General features: G+C 51.8%; 15 protein-coding genes. 3 read left to right on the forward strand and 12 right to left on the reverse strand.

What is annotated here, in order from left to right; all coding sequences use genetic code 11:
* Positions 1–2 precede the first annotated feature (2 nt).
* Positions 3–2,612, reverse strand: a complete 2,610-nt coding sequence (clpB, locus tag L2Y54_RS08930; RefSeq protein WP_236501496.1) for an ATP-dependent chaperone ClpB — start codon at positions 2,610–2,612, stop codon at positions 3–5.
* Between the two features lie 406 nt (positions 2,613–3,018).
* Complete coding sequence (locus L2Y54_RS08935; protein WP_236501497.1) at positions 3,019–3,306, reverse strand: helix-turn-helix domain-containing protein; 288 nt, start codon at positions 3,304–3,306, stop codon at positions 3,019–3,021.
* A 14-nt stretch (positions 3,307–3,320) separates the two neighbouring features.
* Here L2Y54_RS08935 and L2Y54_RS08940 point away from each other — a divergent pair, with 14 nt between their 5' ends.
* Positions 3,321–4,247 carry a hypothetical protein gene (locus L2Y54_RS08940; RefSeq protein ID WP_236501498.1) on the forward strand — a complete coding sequence of 309 codons (927 nt, stop codon included), beginning with the start codon at positions 3,321–3,323 and terminating at the stop codon, positions 4,245–4,247.
* Here the strand turns inward: L2Y54_RS08940 and L2Y54_RS21765 are convergent.
* The 4 genes from L2Y54_RS21765 to purL all read right to left on the reverse strand — a co-directional run bounded on the left by L2Y54_RS21765 (position 4,207) and on the right by purL (position 9,451).
* Positions 4,207–4,473: a type II toxin-antitoxin system RelE family toxin gene (locus tag L2Y54_RS21765; protein ID WP_311196234.1), complete on the reverse strand. Its 267-nt coding sequence runs from the start codon at positions 4,471–4,473 to the stop codon at positions 4,207–4,209. The two genes, L2Y54_RS08940 and L2Y54_RS21765, sit on opposite strands and share 41 nt — an antisense overlap.
* 15 nt (positions 4,474–4,488) lie before the next feature.
* Positions 4,489–4,737 carry a type II toxin-antitoxin system Phd/YefM family antitoxin gene (locus tag L2Y54_RS08950; RefSeq protein WP_236501499.1) on the reverse strand — a complete coding sequence of 83 codons (249 nt, stop codon included), beginning with the start codon at positions 4,735–4,737 and terminating at the stop codon, positions 4,489–4,491.
* 77 nt (positions 4,738–4,814) lie between these two features.
* Positions 4,815–5,549 carry a GNAT family N-acetyltransferase gene (locus L2Y54_RS08955; protein WP_236501500.1) on the reverse strand — a complete coding sequence of 245 codons (735 nt, stop codon included), beginning with the start codon at positions 5,547–5,549 and terminating at the stop codon, positions 4,815–4,817.
* Positions 5,550–5,560: 11 nt separating this feature from the next.
* Positions 5,561–9,451 carry a phosphoribosylformylglycinamidine synthase gene (gene purL, locus L2Y54_RS08960; RefSeq protein ID WP_236501501.1) on the reverse strand — a complete coding sequence of 1,297 codons (3,891 nt, stop codon included), beginning with the start codon at positions 9,449–9,451 and terminating at the stop codon, positions 5,561–5,563.
* Positions 9,452–9,607: 156 nt separating this feature from the next.
* Between purL and L2Y54_RS08965 the strand changes: the two genes are divergently transcribed.
* The gene (locus L2Y54_RS08965; protein WP_236501502.1) at positions 9,608–10,753 is read left to right on the forward strand and encodes an ISAs1 family transposase; all 1,146 of its coding nucleotides are present in this window, start codon (positions 9,608–9,610) and stop codon (positions 10,751–10,753) included.
* A 70-nt stretch (positions 10,754–10,823) separates the two neighbouring features.
* On the opposite strand, the gene L2Y54_RS08970 is transcribed toward L2Y54_RS08965, so the two are convergent.
* The 5 genes from L2Y54_RS08970 to L2Y54_RS08990 form a co-directional block, all read right to left on the reverse strand.
* Positions 10,824–11,558, reverse strand: a complete 735-nt coding sequence (locus L2Y54_RS08970; RefSeq protein WP_236501503.1) for a hypothetical protein — start codon at positions 11,556–11,558, stop codon at positions 10,824–10,826.
* A 124-nt stretch (positions 11,559–11,682) separates the two neighbouring features.
* Positions 11,683–12,693 carry a virulence RhuM family protein gene (locus L2Y54_RS08975; protein WP_236501504.1) on the reverse strand — a complete coding sequence of 337 codons (1,011 nt, stop codon included), beginning with the start codon at positions 12,691–12,693 and terminating at the stop codon, positions 11,683–11,685.
* Positions 12,694–12,815: 122 nt separating this feature from the next.
* Entirely contained in the window at positions 12,816–13,052 is a 237-nt protein-coding gene (locus L2Y54_RS08980) for a hypothetical protein (RefSeq protein WP_236501505.1), read from the reverse strand.
* Between the two features lie 58 nt (positions 13,053–13,110).
* Positions 13,111–15,006 (reverse strand): AAA family ATPase, encoded by a 1,896-nt coding sequence (locus L2Y54_RS08985; protein ID WP_236501506.1) that lies wholly within the window; start codon positions 15,004–15,006, stop codon positions 13,111–13,113.
* 32 nt (positions 15,007–15,038) lie between these two features.
* Positions 15,039–15,734 carry a DUF6988 family protein gene (locus tag L2Y54_RS08990; protein WP_236501507.1) on the reverse strand — a complete coding sequence of 232 codons (696 nt, stop codon included), beginning with the start codon at positions 15,732–15,734 and terminating at the stop codon, positions 15,039–15,041.
* A gap of 125 nt (positions 15,735–15,859) precedes the next feature.
* Between L2Y54_RS08990 and L2Y54_RS08995 the strand changes: the two genes are divergently transcribed.
* Positions 15,860–16,756 (forward strand): DMT family transporter, encoded by an 897-nt coding sequence (locus L2Y54_RS08995; protein ID WP_236501508.1) that lies wholly within the window; start codon positions 15,860–15,862, stop codon positions 16,754–16,756.
* Here the strand turns inward: L2Y54_RS08995 and L2Y54_RS09000 are convergent.
* The gene (locus tag L2Y54_RS09000) at positions 16,743–17,132 is read right to left on the reverse strand and encodes a hypothetical protein (RefSeq protein WP_236501509.1); all 390 of its coding nucleotides are present in this window, start codon (positions 17,130–17,132) and stop codon (positions 16,743–16,745) included. The genes L2Y54_RS08995 and L2Y54_RS09000 overlap by 14 nt on opposite strands.
* Positions 17,133–17,135 lie beyond the last annotated feature (3 nt).

Below are 17,135 nucleotides of genomic sequence, written 5' to 3' on the forward strand. Positions count from 1 at the left end.
CGTTACACTTCCTGCGCTTCAACTAACGCCGTAAACGTCAGCCTGCCATCTACCACATCCACCGCAATCGTATCCCCCGGCATAAACTTGCTGCTGAGGATTTGCTGTGCCAGCGGATTTTCCACTTGCTGCTGGATAGCGCGTTTGAGTGGACGAGCACCATACACTGGGTCGAAACCAGCCTCTGCCAGCAAGTCGAGTGCCGTATCGGTAATCTGAATCCCCAAATCCCGCGCGGCCAAACGTTGACGCAAGTTATTGAGCTGGATGTCTGCAATCTTGCGGATTTCGACCTGATCCAGCGGATGGAATACCACCGTTTCGTCAATGCGGTTGATGAATTCAGGGCGGAAATGCGTGCCGACGACTTCCATCACCGCTGCTTTCATCCGCTCGTAGTTGGCTTCGCCCGACATCTCTTGAATGAGGTGCGAACCAAGGTTGGAAGTCATGATGATGACGGTGTTGCGGAAATCCACGGTGCGGCCTTGCCCATCGGTCAAACGCCCGTCGTCCAGCACTTGCAGCAGCACGTTGAATACGTCGGGATGGGCTTTTTCCACCTCATCCAGCAGGATTACGGAGTACGGGCGGCGGCGCACCGCTTCGGTCAAATAGCCACCTTCTTCATAGCCGACGTAACCCGGAGGAGCACCGATCAGGCGAGCGACGGAATGCTTTTCCATGAATTCGGACATATCAATCCGCACCATCGCGTCGTCGGTGTCGAACAGGAAAGTCGCCAGCGCCTTGGTGAGTTCGGTTTTACCCACACCCGTAGGCCCCAAGAACAGGAATGAACCGCTGGGGCGATTGGGGTCGGAAAGCCCGGCACGCGCACGGCGAATGGCGTTGGAAACCGCGACTACCGCTTCGGTTTGCCCAATCACGCGCTTGGCAAGCACCTCTTCCATTTTCAGCAGCTTGTCCTTTTCGCCTTCGAGCATTTTGCTGACGGGGATACCTGTCCAGCGTGACACGATGTCGGCAATTTCGTCTTCCGTCACCTTGGTTTTCAGCAATTTGGGCGCTTTGGATTCGGTGTGGGCGGCAGCATCGTCGGCTTGCGCCAACTGGCTTTCGAGTTCGGGGATGCGCCCGTATTGCAGTTCCGCCATGCGTTGCAAATTGCCCGCACGTCGGGCGGTTTCAAATTCGAGCCGCGCTTGGTCGAGGGCTTCCTTGATGTGGGAAGTGCCTTGCACGTCGGCTTTTTCGCTTTTCCAGATTTCTTCCAAATCGGCGGATTCGATTTCCAGACGGTCGATTTCAGCCTGCAAGTCGGCGAGGCGTTTTTTGGAAGCGTCGTCGGATTCCTTTTTCAAGGCTTCGCGTTCGATCTTGAGCTGGATCAGGCGGCGGTCGAGCTTGTCGATCACTTCCGGCTTGGAGTCGATTTCAACGCGGATGCGAGACGCGGCTTCGTCGATCAGGTCGATGGCTTTGTCCGGTAACTGGCGGTCGGTGATGTAACGGTGCGACAGCGTTGCGGCAGCAACCAACGCAGGGTCGGTGATTTCCACGCCGTGATGCACTTCATATTTTTCCTGCAAGCCGCGCAGGATGGCGATGGTGTCTTCCACGGTCGGTTCGTCCACCAGCACTTTCTGGAAGCGGCGTTCGAGCGCGGCATCTTTTTCGATGTATTGGCGGTATTCGTCGAGCGTGGTTGCGCCGAGGCAGTGCAATTCGCCACGGGCAAGGGCAGGCTTAAGCATATTGCCCGCATCCATTGCACCGTCGGCTTTGCCCGCGCCGACCATGGTGTGCAATTCGTCGATGAACAGGATGATATTGCCTTCGGCTTTGGCGATGTCGTTGAGGACAGCTTTGAGGCGTTCTTCAAAGTCGCCACGGTACTTTGTGCCTGCGAGCAATGCGCCGAGGTCGAGCGAGAGCAGGCGTTTGCCTTTCATGCCTTCGGAGACTTCACCGTTGACAATGCGTTGCGCCAAGCCTTCGACCAGCGCGGTTTTACCCACGCCCGGTTCGCCGATCAGCACGGGGTTATTTTTGGTGCGGCGTTGCAGGATTTGCACCATGCGGCGGATTTCTTCGTCACGCCCGATGATCGGGTCAATCTTGCCCTGTTCGGCGCGTTCGGTGAGGTCGATGGTGTATTTGTCGAGGGCTTGGCGTTGGTCTTCGGCATTGGGGTCGTTGACGGTTTGTCCGCCGCGCATCCCTTCGATGGCTTTTTCGACCGCGCCTTTGGTAGCACCGCATTCACGCAGCAGATTGCCGAGCGTGCCTTTGTCTTCCAATCCGGCGAGGATGAAGAGTTCGGAGGAAATGTATTGGTCTTTGCGTTGCTGGGCGATTTTGTCGGTGACGTTCAGCAACTTGCTGAGGTCGTTGGACACATGCACACTACCCGCGTCGCCACCGGAAACGCTGGCAAGACGCTCAACCGCTTCGCCGAGTTTCGAGCGCAATTGGTTGACGTTGACATCAGCTTTGGTCAGCAGACCGCGAGTAGAACCGCCTTCCTGGTCAAGCAGGGCAATCATCAGGTGGATGGGTTCGATGAATTGGTGATCACGCCCTAACGCGAGCGATTGCGCGTCTTGCAGGGCGAGTTGGAACTTGCTGGTGAGTTTGTCCATTCTCATGTGGGCTACCTATTGATTTGGGTTGGACGCAAGTGCGTCGGATGGGACAAATCTGGGGTAGCGGGTGGGGGAATTCAAGGTGAGGGTGTGGATAAGTTTGATGTGGGTCAGGTTTGCTTGACTCCATTCTAACTTCTTCGCATAGTGAGTGGTCTGCATTGCTGGAGTTTTGAGATGAAAAACGATCCTATTGTTGAAGAAATCCACAAAATACGTGAAGCCTACGCGGCGACATTCAATTTTGACCTGAAGGCTATTTTCGCTGACCTGAAGGCTAAAGAGCGCCAGTCTTCCCGTCTAGTGGTCAAACGTGCGCCGGAGCGGTTTCATGATGAAGGATTTGGGCTAATCAAAAGTAAACGCAAAGCTGTACCTGCTGATTTTGATCCTGCCAGCCTTACGCTAGTTACTTGGGCTGCTTCAAATCGCGAATCCACGCCAATACAGAAACCAGTTCTTCTACGGACAAGCAGTGACTCTCCAGAATGATGTCCGCCAGTTCGTCTGATACGCAGTAGAAATATGCTGCCGGAATACCTAACGCTGCTGCCAAATTTTTAGCCGTCTCGAAAGGCGGTTCATGCGTTCCAGTTTCGTAACGACTGATTCGGGCGCTGCTGCATCCCTCATCCAACCCAATCAACACACCCAAACGATCCTGCGGTAAACCCGCACGTATTCGTGCTGTACGCAAACGAGAACCGAATAATGATTGAGGATGCTTTGACATCCTACGATATTCGTAAATTTTACTTGAGTATTCTCTACGCAATTCGTAGAATTGATGATGAACCGGGCATTTACTTCCTTAATAATCATCAGGAGCATCATCCTATGCAAAAGCATATCCTCAGCACATGCTTGGCAATCTCGCTTATTGCCAACAGTTCATACGTTTTCGCAGACAAAACTATTACTGGCACGGGTTCATCATCCAGTGAAAGTGAAATGTCAGATGGGCAAGCTGCCGCTGTTTTGGGCGGATTGCTCTTGCTAGGTGGAATCATGAGCCTACACAGCCAAAGCGTCGCTAAAGCGGAAGAAACCGCCACACAACAGGCAACTAAGACAGTGGAACTCAAACCGGGGCATACCTATCTTTGGTCTACTGGAAATAATGACACATCACTCACTATCCAATATGTCGAAAGCTGCACTCCAGCAAAACAGTACAGTGTTACCAGTAAACTCGTAAATGGAGCGGCTGAAGTTGAGGACAGTAACGTCAGCATAAAAAGCGAAGGTTGTAGCAAAACCTACGATTCCAGAGAAAAATCCATGAATGAGCAAGCTGGAGATCCGTGGGGCTTAAAAACACGCTATACCAGAGTACAAGCTGAAGAAAAAGCACAGGAAGCAAGACGAGAAGCCGAATCCAAAGTCAGAGATGCAAAAGAAGCACAAGCTAAACAGCAAAAAATGGCAGCCGCATACGCCAAAGGATGCTCAGGACTATATGTTAATAAAGTTGTCAAAACTGGGAGTGCAGGGGGATTCGCTAAAATGATAGGTTTAACACATGAATATGTCATCATCGGTATAGATAAAGCCAGCCAAAGCGTTACTCTGAAAAACACCTATGATGGTAGTATGCTTAACACAGAGTGTGCAAATATTCAGTACAATGCATTTTAGTTGATGGCATCAAAGGAAATCGGGGTTCGCCCCCGATTTCCCTATTCATCCAATCGTTGCAACGCAGCTTGATATACCGATATACCGCATTCCGCTCCCGCTTGCCAACCGCAATCACCGTAATAGTCACAATATTATCGTCCACTTGGTAAACAAGGCGATAACCCAACTGCCGCAATTTGATCTTGTAAATGTTCTGCGCACCACTCAACCGGGCTGATGGCACATGCGGTTCTTCAGCTCATAGCTCATCTAACGTCGCCTTGATGCTGGGTTCATGTTCACGTTCGCGGACTGTGGCAAGCAATTCTAGATCATCCAGCCGTTCCATCAGGGCTTCATACATGGCTGGCGGAATACAGTAAAATGCAGGCTCGTTATGATTCAAAACAGCGACGGCATTACCTGAACTAAAAGACATCACCTTCATCGGGTTAGCCTTGAACTCGGAAATACTAGCAACCGTTCCAGCAAGGATTCGCGTAGGCATTTAAAAACCACCTAAGTTTAACAAGAAATTCAGACCTAATATTAGCATTGATTTCAGACTAATAGTCAGAAACCACATTAGCGGCTTCTCTCATCCAGTTGTGCCAGCCAAAAATCCCGCTCCGCTTTCAATGCATCCAAGCCATCGAACAACCCCAGCTTGTCACGCCGCCAAACTTCATTCCGATACCAAGCATATTTCAAGCGGATATACATCTGGTCGTAAACATCCACAAAATCAAACAGATGATGCCAATTACGGCTACTTTCATTGCAAATGTGGTAAGCACTGCTCAATGTCTCGATACCCAACACAGACAATTGATTGACCGCAGTCGCAACCATGCTGGTCGCAATTTTCTGACGTTGGTAGGCAGGCACAACACACAACAAATCCAAGCACACATCGCCCGCCTCATCTGTCAGCAATAACGCCAGCCCAATAATGCTGCCATCCTGAGCCAATGCCATCACAGAAGCAGGATGTGGTACGCCGCGCTTTCCTGCAAAATAATCGCCAATGCTACGGTCAGCATATTCCCGAATTTTGTTACCGTGCCAATCACAAAACTCAACCGTGTCGTGAAAAGCGTCAAAGAAGGCTTCTGCCATTTCCGGCTGTCGGCTAAGGTCAAGCGCAACCAAACGGCAAACGGGTGGCACTGCCCGTGCCACCACCGTCAACCGCGTCACGACATGATTCTCACGCGGCGTAATAACAGCATGATCATCCCAGTATTCCACCTTATAACCGAAAGGCTGCTCCATCAGATGGTACGCTTCGACGGTCATGGGAATACGTTGGTGTTTCATGGGGTTAACGTTTAGCCTACCCAAACCCGCGCATTGCGGAACATCCGCAACCACGCACCATCTTCACCCATGTCATCGGGCTTCCACGAGTGCTGCACCGCGCGGAACAAGCGTTCTGGGTGCGGCATCATGATAGTAAAACGCCCATCCGCCGTGGTCACACCCGTAATCCCCAACGGTGAACCGTTCGGGTTTTCGGGGTAATGCTCAGTAGCGTTGCCGCGATTATCCACGTAACGCAAGCCCACTAAGCCTTCCGCCAACATGCCTTCAGCCGTTGCGGTATCGAACACCGCCCGCCCTTCGCCATGCGCCACCGCAATCGGCAGCTTCGAGCCAGCCATGCCTTGCAGGAACAATGACGGCGATTCCAGCACTTCCACCGCCGAATAACGCGCCTCGAACTGTTCGGAACGGTTGCGGTAGAAACGTGGCCAATGCGCCGCACCGGGGATCATGTCACGCAATTGCGAGAACATCTGGCAACCATTGCACACGCCCAGCCCGAAGGAATCTTGCCGCGCAAAAAACGCCGCAAATTCATCGCTGGCTCGCGGATTCATCAGAATCGTTTTCGCCCAACCGCCGCCAGCGCCCAATACGTCACCGTAAGAGAAGCCGCCGCACGCCACCAAGCCTTTGAAATCTTTCAACTTCACTCGACCGCTGATAATGTCGGTCATGTGCACGTCAACCGCCTTGAAACCGGCACGGTCAAACGCCGCTGCCATTTCTACCTGCCCGTTCACACCTTGTTCGCGCAATACCGCGACCGCTGGACGTACTCCGGTACGGATATATGGCGCTGCCACATCCTCATCCAACTCAAAGGTTGGGGCGAACGGCAAACCGGGGTCTTGCACATCATCCAAGCGCTCGAATTCTTGCGCGGCGCAATCGGCATTGTCACGCAACGCCTGCATCCGGTAGCTGGTTTCTGCCCAGATTTTTTGCAAAGTGGCACGCGAGGCACGGTACACTTCCTTGTTGGCAAAGGTCAGCACCAATTCGTCGCTGTCATTCAATTCGCCAATGACGTGGGTGCAATGCGCCAACCCAGCTTCGCGGAACGCTTCCAACACCGCATCCGTATCGCAATGGCGCACTTGCAATACCGCGCCAAGTTCTTCGCTGAACAGTGCAGGCAGCATTTGCCCGCTAATCTGCCCAATGCAAGCCGTCACACCGACATGCCCGGCAAAACTCATTTCTGCCAAGGTTGCCAGCAAACCGCCGTCGGCACGGTCGTGGTACGCCAGAATCAGGTTTTCGCCACGCAAATCTTGCACAGTGTCGAAAAACGCTTTGAGTGCATCGGGGTTATCCACGTCCGGCGCGTGATGCCCAACTTGCCCGTAGACTTGCGCCAGTGCAGAAGCCGCCAAGCGGTTACGCCCTTTGCCAAGATCCACCAGAATCAGATCGGTATCGCCTACGTCGCTGCACAATGCCGGAGTCAGGGTTTTGCGGATGTCCTGCACGGGTGAAAACGCGGTGACAATCAGGGAAAGTGGCGCAATCATTTCGCGGTTTTCGCCGTCTTGCTGCCATACCGTTTTCATCGACAGGGAGTCTTTGCCAACCGGAATCGCTAGACCCAAACGCGGGCACAGCTCTTCGCCGACCGCTTTCACGGTGTCAAATAATGCCGCATCTTCGCCGTGATAACCCGCCGCCGCCATCCAGTTCGCCGACAGGCGAATGTTGCGGATATTGGCAATGTCTGCCGCCGCAATATTGGTGAGGGCTTCGCCAATCGCCATGCGCCCAGACGCTGCCGGATTCACCAGCGCAATCGGGGTGCGTTCGCCCATTGCCATCGCCTCACCGAAATTGGTGGTGTAATCGCTGGAGGTGACGGCCACATCCGCCACCGGCACTTGCCATGCGCCCACCATTTGGTCGCGTGTCACCATGCCCGTTACCGTGCGGTCGCCGATGGTGATCAGAAAGGATTTGGAAGCAACAGTTGGCAAGCGCAATACGCGCTCAATCGCCTCCGGCAGCTCAATACCGCTGAGGTCGATTTCCGGCTTGTGGAAGGTTTGATGATGCACGTCACGCAGCATTTTCGGTGGCTTGCCGAGCAGCACGTTCATTGGCAAATTCACCGGATTGTTGTCAAACAGCGAGTCACCGACCAGCAATTGTTGTTCGATCGTGGCACTACCGACCACGGCGTAGACGGCGCGTTCGCGTTCGCACAGGGCGCGGAAGGTGTCGAGGCGGTCTTCAGCAATGGCGAGGACATAGCGTTCTTGCGCTTCGTTGCTCCAAATTTCCATCGGAGCCATGCCGAGTTCGGCGTTGGGGACGGCGCGGAGTTCAAAGCGCCCGCCGCGTCCGGCATCGTTGACGATTTCGGGGATGGCGTTGGAAATACCGCCAGCGCCTACGTCGTGAATCGAGAGGATCGGATTTTCCGCACCCAAGGCCACGCAGCGGTCGATGACTTCTTGGCAGCGGCGTTGCATTTCGGGGTTGCCGCGTTGGACAGAGGCGAAGTCGAGGTTTTCCGCGCTCGTACCACTCGCCATTGAAGAAGCAGCGCCACCGCCCAAGCCGATCAGCATCGCGGGGCCACCGAGGACAATGATCGGCGTGCCTTCCGGCAGTGGGTTTTTGTTGATGTTGTTTTCGCGGATATTGCCCATGCCGCCTGCAATCATAATCGGCTTGTGGTAGCCGCGCAGTTCGATGCCTTTTGCGCCGGGGGCTTGCATTTCAAAGGTGCGGAAATAGCCGGTGATATTGGGGCGACCGAATTCGTTATTGAACGCGGCAGCACCAATCGGGCCTTCGAGCATAATGTCGAGGGCGGAAACGATGCGGTCGGGTTTGCCAAAATCGTGTTCCCACGGCTGGGCGTAGCCGGGGATGCGCAGGTTGGATACCGAGAAGCCGCTCAAGCCCGCCTTGGGTTTCGAGCCATTGCCGGTTGCGCCTTCATCACGAATTTCGCCGCCTGAACCTGTTGCAGCGCCCGCAAACGGGGAAATCGCGGTGGGGTGGTTGTGGGTTTCCACCTTCATCAGGATGTGGACGGGTTCGTTGGTGTAGTGGTATTCGCCGGTTTTTACGTCGGTCAAAAAGCGCGTTGCCAACGGGCCTTCGATGACCGATGCGTTGTCATGGTAGGCGGACAGGATGCCTTCGGGCGCGTGCGCGTGGGTGTTGCGGATCATGGCAAACAGCGATTTGGGCTGTTCCTTGCCGTCGATAATCCAGTCGGCGTTGAAGATTTTGTGGCGGCAATGCTCGGAATTGGCTTGTGCGAACATCATCAATTCGACGTCGGTGGGGTTGCGCTGGAGTTCGGCGTAATTTTCCGCGAGGTAGTCGATTTCATCCGCTGACAGTGCCAAGCCCCAGTCGGTGTTGGCTTTGGCGAGCGCGGCTTTGGGGTCATTGCTGATGTCGACGTAGCGCAAGGCGGCGGGTTCGGCTTCGCTGAACAGGACGACGGCATCTTGCAGGTCGGTCAGTACCATTTCGGTCATGCGGTCGTGCAACAGCGCGGCGATGGCGAGGCGCTCGGCTTCCGACAGCGCGGCAGTGGTTTGCACGTCGTAAGCAATGCCGCGTTCGATGCGTTCCACCATCGTCAAGCCGCAGTTGTGGGCGATGTCGCTGGCTTTGCTTGACCAGGGCGAAATCGTGCCTTTGCGCGGGGTGACGAGCAGCAATGTGCCGCTGAACGCGTGGCTGCCTTGTACTTCTTCGTAGGTCAGCAACGCTTGCAACTGGGCGTGTTCGTCGGGGTGCAATTCGCGGCTGTTGCGCACGAAATGGATGTATTCGGCTTGCACAGCGGTGATCGTGGGCACGATGGCTTGCAAGGCGCTCAACAGCTTGTTGCGGCGGAATTCGGAGAGGGCAACGCTACCGGGGAAGATCAGCATGGGGGTAAACCAATGGGCAGTTCATCAAGGAGGGTATGATAGCGGAAAGTGGGGGCTTAGGCACTGTCTCACGTTACACTGCTTAGGGTAATCGCATTAAAATGGTCTTGACAAAAGTCCCTTAAGCTTGTTTCCTTTCATGCTTTTGGTTGCCTGATGAAACTCCGCCCGACAGCCTCGATACTCGAACACTTTGCTTCAATCCCTGACCCACGCTTAGATCGCCGTAAGCGACACAAACTGAGCGACATTTTCTTTATCACGCTGTGCGCGGTGATTTGCGGCGCGGATGACTGGGCATCCATCGAACAGTTTGGCAGAGCCAAAGAAAAGTGGTTCACCAGCGTACTGGATTTGAAGCATGGTATCCCGTCACACGATACCTTTGGGCGCGTTTTTGGGTTGATCGACACCCAGCAGTTCAGTGAGTGTTTTAGTCGCTGGGTGGCAGACTTGGGCGACCTTAGTGACGGTGAAATCATTGCCATTGATGGTAAATGCCTGCGCCGTAGCCTTGATAGCGCATCAGATAAGTTGGCCATTTACATGGTCAGTGCTTGGGCAACTCAAAACCAGTTGGTGCTAGGTCAGCAGCGGGTGGATGACAAGTCCAATGAAATCACTGCCATCCCTAAACTATTGATGCAACTGGATATTGCAGGAGCAGTGGTGACGCTGGATGCGATGGGATGCCAAACCGCCATTGCCCTACAAATCGTAGACAAAGGTGCAGATTACCTGCTCAGCTTAAAGGGTAATCAAGGCACACTTCACCAAGACGTAAAGCTGTTCTTTGAATCGGCTAACACCTGCCCACCCGTGGGACATGTCAGCTATGACGGTGGACATGGACGGATTGAGACCCGTAGTGTACGCGCCACATCAGCTATCGACTGGTTAAAGAAAGACCATGTTCATTGGCCTAAGCTCACTAGCATCATTGCTGTGACGGCTACCCGCGAATGCAAGGACAAAACCACGGAAGAAACCCGTTACTTCATCACCAGTATGGAAGCCTCAAACCCTGAACGTTTAGGGCAAATCGTGCGTGCGCATTGGGGCATCGAGAACAATTTGCATTGGGTATTGGACTACGCTTTCCGCGAAGATGACCAACGAATGCGTTCCGGTAACAGCGATGCGAATATGGCGGTTGTTCGGCATATTGCCCTCAATTTGGTCAAAACCGAAAAAACCGTCAAGCTCGGCGTGAAAAACAAACGTCTTAACGCAGGCTGGGATGAGGATTACCTACTAAAAATCGTTACAGGCAGACCAGGGGCTACCAAGCCTAAAACTTAGGGCTTTGTAAAACAAGATATATTTAATGCGATTGCCCTATTACACTGCTTGAAGCGACGAACTATCGCATTTACGACATATCAATATAACGACGCTTTAAGTTATTAATAGCTCCTCTAAGATCATGCCAAAAAATTGGGATCGCAAACAAAGGAATAAGGAGGATAACTAAAAATAAATAATTTTTATTAAAAATCTCAAAAGCAGCAACGGGGAAAATTAAAATAAGTGATGATAAAGCCAGTATTCTCCCGACAATACTAGCTATGAGATTCTCAGGTTTTTGCGCACTTAACTCGACAATGGTAGGAATACCAACAAGGCGAATATCAGCTTGCATATTGATCTCCGGTGCAGTAACCAAAACCTGCACTACAAAATAATCATTTGAGTTCAATAACAATGGTTTAACTTGAATCGTGTCCTCTACCACCTCCAAGCTACAGCCTAGATTATGTGGGGACTGGTGAATAATCTCAGTCGACAGGACTTTGGCATTTTCTCCGAAGGTAAAGCGCATAGATCGACCTTCAAAGTCATTGATGAGTATTGGCTGATTACCCGAATTTTTCACGCCAAAAATGACGAGCCTGATGTTTTTCACAAGCTGCCCATCAAAGGTCACAGCCACCCGATCCGCCAATTCTTCATCAACACCGAGCAGGTGATGTTCAGACAACACGCCGAAGGCAAGTTCTTTGCGTTGACGTTGCAAGTAGTAGATCACGACGGAAACAAGAATGGCGATCAGAGCAAATGCTGCCCCTGCTAATTCCAACGGTTTATCCTGCAACATTTCCAGCATCACGATGCGCCTAATCAGCTATAAAGTGGCTGGATTGTAGAGAATGTTGATGAATTAGGCGAATGGTAACGAGGTACACAAGCGGATATTTTCAGCTTCTCGCTGTATAGCACGTTACCTCATCTCAATCGTTTTGCTTGCTTTCCAGTTGCTTCACCATGCGGTCAAAGTCGGACTCGTAGGCGTGGTCTTGCCCAATGCGGTATTTTTCGTATTGTTCCAGCGCTAGTTTATCCGCCACTGCTTTACGCACCCGCCCGGCATCGTGCAGCAGTTCGTAGCCGTTGAATTGCAGGAAGGCATCCAGCTTATCCACCCAGTCTTTCATTTTCATGGGGATTTCGCGTTCGGCTTGCACTTCAGCGAAGTCGAGGTACATGGTGACGATGCGATTGAGGTTACGTAATTCCTTTTCGTCCAGATAGTTTTTTGCAATGGTTACGTCAGTCCGCAGGATTTTTCCGTCCGGTGAGTTCTTCCACGTTTTCAAGCCCATACCGGGTTTGTCACTATCGGCACGGCTGCGGATGATTTCAGCGGCAGTCATGCCAGTGATAGCGAAATGCAATTTGTTTTGCACCGTTTTGAAAAAGGTTTGGGTAATCTCGGCTTTGGAATCGTAGTCAATGCTGCACTGGCTATAGATGTCGGTGATTTTCTGGTAGAAACGGCGTTCGCTGGCACGGATTTCGCGGATGCGCTCCAGCAATTCAGCGAAGTAGTCCTTACCGAATTGCTTACCGTTTTTCAGACGTTCGTCATCCAGCACAAAACCTTTAATGATGTATTCTTTGAGGACTTGGGTTGACCAGATGCGGAATTGGGTGGCTTCGGCGGAATTGACGCGGTAGCCGACGGCGATAATGGCATCCAGATTATAGAAATCGAGTGTACGAGTAACCTGCCGCTGACCTTCTTGTTGAACTGCTCGAATTTTTCGAGTAGTTGAATTTTCGTCAAGCTCACCGCTGGCGAAGATTTCTTTCAGATGATAAGTAATAGTGTTCGATTCTACTCCAAACAGCTCCGCCATGCGCTTTTGGGTGAGCCAGAAGATTTCATCCTCGAAATGCACTTCAACGCGGACTTGGTGCTTAGGGGTGGTGTAGAAAATGACGTTGCCTTGTTGCTTCATGTATTTTGACTTCCTCAATTGTGTTAAGCAGGCGGAAATCGTAACTGCGAAAACGCCCGATCTGCCTGTATTGCCCTACATTCAATCTCCGAGATTGGCTTTACGCGGCAGTGCGTCTATCGCTAAGGCTTGCGTGTAACGCTGGAACACACGGGGGTTGCCGCCAATGGCAACGCATTCATAACCTCAATCATCTCCTGCGTCACGTTATCTGATAAATGCGGCATAGGTAGGTGTGACTGCGCCATCAACAAAAATAAATCTTCGGTACTCTCAATCCCTAATGCTTCCATTGCTTGCAGATCGTCGATCTTGCTCAATGAGAAATTCAGCAGCGTGTGGATATTCTGATTACTCACAGTTTTCGCAGCCTCATGTGTGTTAAATGGCGCAGGGTAATACGACGGCGGCGGTTTGTTAATGCCGCCCGCGCCACACCAACGGTTCCCGCAAACGCGCCGCATAATCCGCAATGTGCAAATGACCTTCCGGCTTAATCTCAGCAGCAACATCATACTGTTGCGCAATCGCCGCCACTTGATCTGTTTCCAGCTTACCCGCTTCGGTCAGTGCTTTGGAAAGGGCGTGTAAGCAATGCACGTATTGCCCCAGTAACTCCTTGGTTTCGCTGACCAGACGCATCATCATTTTTTCCACATCCATATCCGTCACCACGGTATTCATGCGGTGCGGGTAATCTTCAATGGTGTAGGTGGCTTGAAATTCATCGTCGAAACCGTAACGGCGCACATAATCCATCGCCAATTCGGTGGCGCGTTCGCGGTCATTTTCACGCCCGGTTGACGCTTCCAAATGCCCAAACAGCAATTCTTCCGCAATACCGCCTGCCAGATACACCTTAATCATATCCAGCAAGGTGCGGCGGGTGCGGTGCAATTGATGCGGGAAGGTGAAACCGCTCGCGTAACTGCTGGCAACTTTGCTTTGCAATTGCAACGGCACCAAGCCGAACAGCACCATGTAAGCCACCGCATGACCGGATTCATGCACACTGATATTTGCCACGGATGCTTGCGTATTGTCCTGCCGGATTTTGTCGATGCGCCCCACATACGGGTGTTCCGTCGTCACCTCGCCCAAACGCGCCACAATCGCTTGGCGTTCTTCGGAGTAGCTCAGGTGAATGGTGTCAATATCGTCGCTGAGGGCTTGCAGTAATAAGCGCGACAAATTGACTTCCAGAATATCGGTCACGCTGGAAAATAACGGGCGCACCCCCTGCACCGGAAACACGCCATTGCGGTAAATCAACTGATTCATGCTCACATCCGTCACCAAACGGATGCCAGTGCGCTCGAACGTGTCGGTTTGTACCCGATGGATTTCCCGCGCAATCAGCGTGTGAAAATCCTGTTTGCGCAAACTGGGGTAAACGAGGTGGATATTGCCAAACCGTGCCACTTGTTCCGGGCGGAATTTGCGTAGTAGCGCGTCTTTAATATTCATCAGCGTCACTTTGGTGGTGAAGGCGTGAAAAATATCGGCATCCACATCCGCTTCCGCCGCTTGATGCGACATTTGAAAGGCATCATCCAAATTACCCGAAATCAGAATCAGCGTTTGAGTGTGGTTGATGGGTTCGTAAATTACTTTTTTGCGCTTGGCGGTAAGAATCATGCTGACCATTTCCTCTTCGGTAATGTCGAGCATATCCACCACTTCCATGTCCAGATTCAGCGCTTTTTTCAGATTCACCGCATCCCACGTGCTGATGTAGCCGTGACTGTCGTCTTCGTCCTCTTTTTCGCCTTTGCTGCGGCGACGTTGAGCATTGCGTTCGCGCTGATAGTATTCGTTCAGAAAACTGTCGAGATCATCTTTTTGCTTTTTGGATAAATGCCCGTCGGATAACAGCTCCCAAAAATCCATGAATTTGGTTTGCGGCAACGGTTCGCCTTTGGAATCAATGGTGTTAAAGCGCTGGATTTCATCGAATAACACAATGCACGGTTTGCCGTTATGAAAGCCGTAATCGTCTAACACGCTGGAAACCGACGAACTCCACGAGGTTTGTCCAATATTGGAGAGTTCCACTTCGGCAAAGCGATCCTGAAAGTTCAGGTGTTTGACCAGTTGACGCACCAAATCGGTTTTGCCAACCCCTGTCATGCCCCATAAATTCACAATCACGGGACGCTTGAGCAATTCCGGCATTAAATACCAGACTTGGATGCAATCCATCAGTTCGTCGATGATCGGGTCGATCCCCACGAAATGCTGTTTCAGGGCGTGTTTGGTGGATTCTAACTCGGCTTTGCGAGCGTGAATCAAGGCTTTATCAAGTTGTAACATGGTGTGATCTTACTACGTGGTCACAACCTATGCTACTGCTCCGTGGTGCGTTTGACTGGCTTAATGATGAGGTGTTTCGCCACTGTTTGCGCATGAGATTCCAGCAAACAATCGGCAAATGTGACTTGCAAGACTGATGTCTGCACTATCTGCCTGCGTTCACCGGAAATTTGCGCTAGATGCATCGCCAAGATGAGTGAAACACTGTTGGAGGCTCGTACTGTCTGGTGAATCAAAACAGGTGGATAGCCTTTATGGTGGCGATTTAAAACGTGAATGCCCCCGTGTACATAAGAACTTAACGGTTTCCATGAATGCTCTTTAAATTGCAATAGCAAGTTCATTATGTTGGTGGGTGCTTTGCCTTCCAATTCTTGTAGCATCTGAGTCATCATCGATAACCTATCGGCTTGTTTGGCTTTTTCATGGGTGAATTCCCCCATGAGTCGCTGTGTTACCTTGTCACTGGCAGCGTATTGCAGCCATACCGCACGTACCAGCGCTTCGTACTGAAGACGCAATAAGCTAATGGCTGATGTGAAATTATCATTTGCAATCAGTATTTTGACGCTTTCGGCGTGCTCAAAGCCTACCGCGCACATAATGCGGCTGGATGCTATGCGGTCAGATACGCCCTCAAAACTGTTAGGCACAAAACGTGTCAACGCAGTATCCAGTAATGCGGAGCGCTGTAATAACTGGTGGAGTTCGTCACTCGTTGGGGTCATAACACTCGCTTGTTATCAGTGGATGAAAGAAATCTTGATTTAAAAACAAAAATGATTATAACGCTAAAACCTCTCAGACTTTCCAGTAAACTGGATAGACTGTCGATTACAGAAAGGTTTTATGCATGTCACCGCGCTGGCAACACAATATTGCATTGCTTACGTTATTTTATTCCGCCACCTTGTGGGGCTTGTTTTGGTATCCATTCCGCTTATTGGATGATTTAGGAATAGGGGGATTACTCGCCACCGGTATTGCGTATGCCTTGCCCACTTTGTTGCTCGGCTGGTATTACGCCAAAGGTTTATGGCAGGTACGCGCTCAATGGCTTTGGTTGCTGATTTTAGGGATAACGGCTGGCTGGAGCAATCTCGGTTATGTGCTGGGCGCATTAGACGGTGAAATTATGCGGATATTGCTGCTGTTTTACCTGTCACCACTATGGACGGTGGTATTTGCCCGCGTATTCCTGCACGAACGTTTGAACCGTGTGGGGTGGTCAGTCATTGGGCTGTCGTTGTGTGGGGCAGTGATTATGTTGTGGCAATCTGATGGGCGTTTGCCTCTGCCCAGTAATCAGGCGGAATGGTTGGGTTTATCCGCTGGTATCACCTTCGCGCTGAGCATTGTCGCAGGGCGCTATCTGGGCGTAGATGTCAGTGAGGGGGCGAAAACCTTGACGGTATGGTTAGGGGTTGGGGTGCTGACGGGATTGGGGCTGTTATTCATGCCGCATAGCGGTGGCTGGCAAGTATTTTCAACATCAGCGATTGTTTTGTTACTGGGTTTGGCGGTGTTGGTGGGGAGTGTCACCTACGCAGTGCAATACGGCATTGCGCGAGTGCCAGCCAGCCAATCCAACGTCATTTTCCTGTTTGAACTGGTGGTTGCGGCTATCGCTGCTTATTGGTTAACCCAAGAGCGCATGGATTGGAACGAATGGGTCGGCGCAATCCTAATTCTCGCCTCCAGCCTGTTTTCGGGGCAGATGCAAGCTACCACGCCGCTTAAGGAAACTTAACCACCGTCCACCCCGCCGGATTAATCGTGCCATCGGATAACAAGATTTTCTCCACCGCCGACGTTTGCGCGTAACGCTGCAAATTGTCTTCGCTCATCCGTCCAAAGGCGGTGCGGAAAATGGCCTCTCTGGATTTCAGGGAGGCAAGTTCCCCCAGTAATGCTTTATCCGTCCCCACCACAATCTTTTTGTAACGGGTACTCGCTTCCCGCGCTGCAATCCAGCGTTCCATTGCCGCGAATTGCGGTTTCAAGGCATACGAGGTATCGACCACAATCAGCACATCCGGCTGGTGTTGGCTCAGGTAAACGTGCGTGCCTGCCCAAGCGGCGACGTGCAGCACTAGAAACAAACCAAAGATTTTCAAGCCTTTCACACG

Origin of the sequence: Thiothrix winogradskyi (genome assembly GCF_021650935.1) — a bacterium.
Classification (GTDB): Bacteria; Pseudomonadota; Gammaproteobacteria; order Thiotrichales; family Thiotrichaceae; genus Thiothrix; species Thiothrix winogradskyi.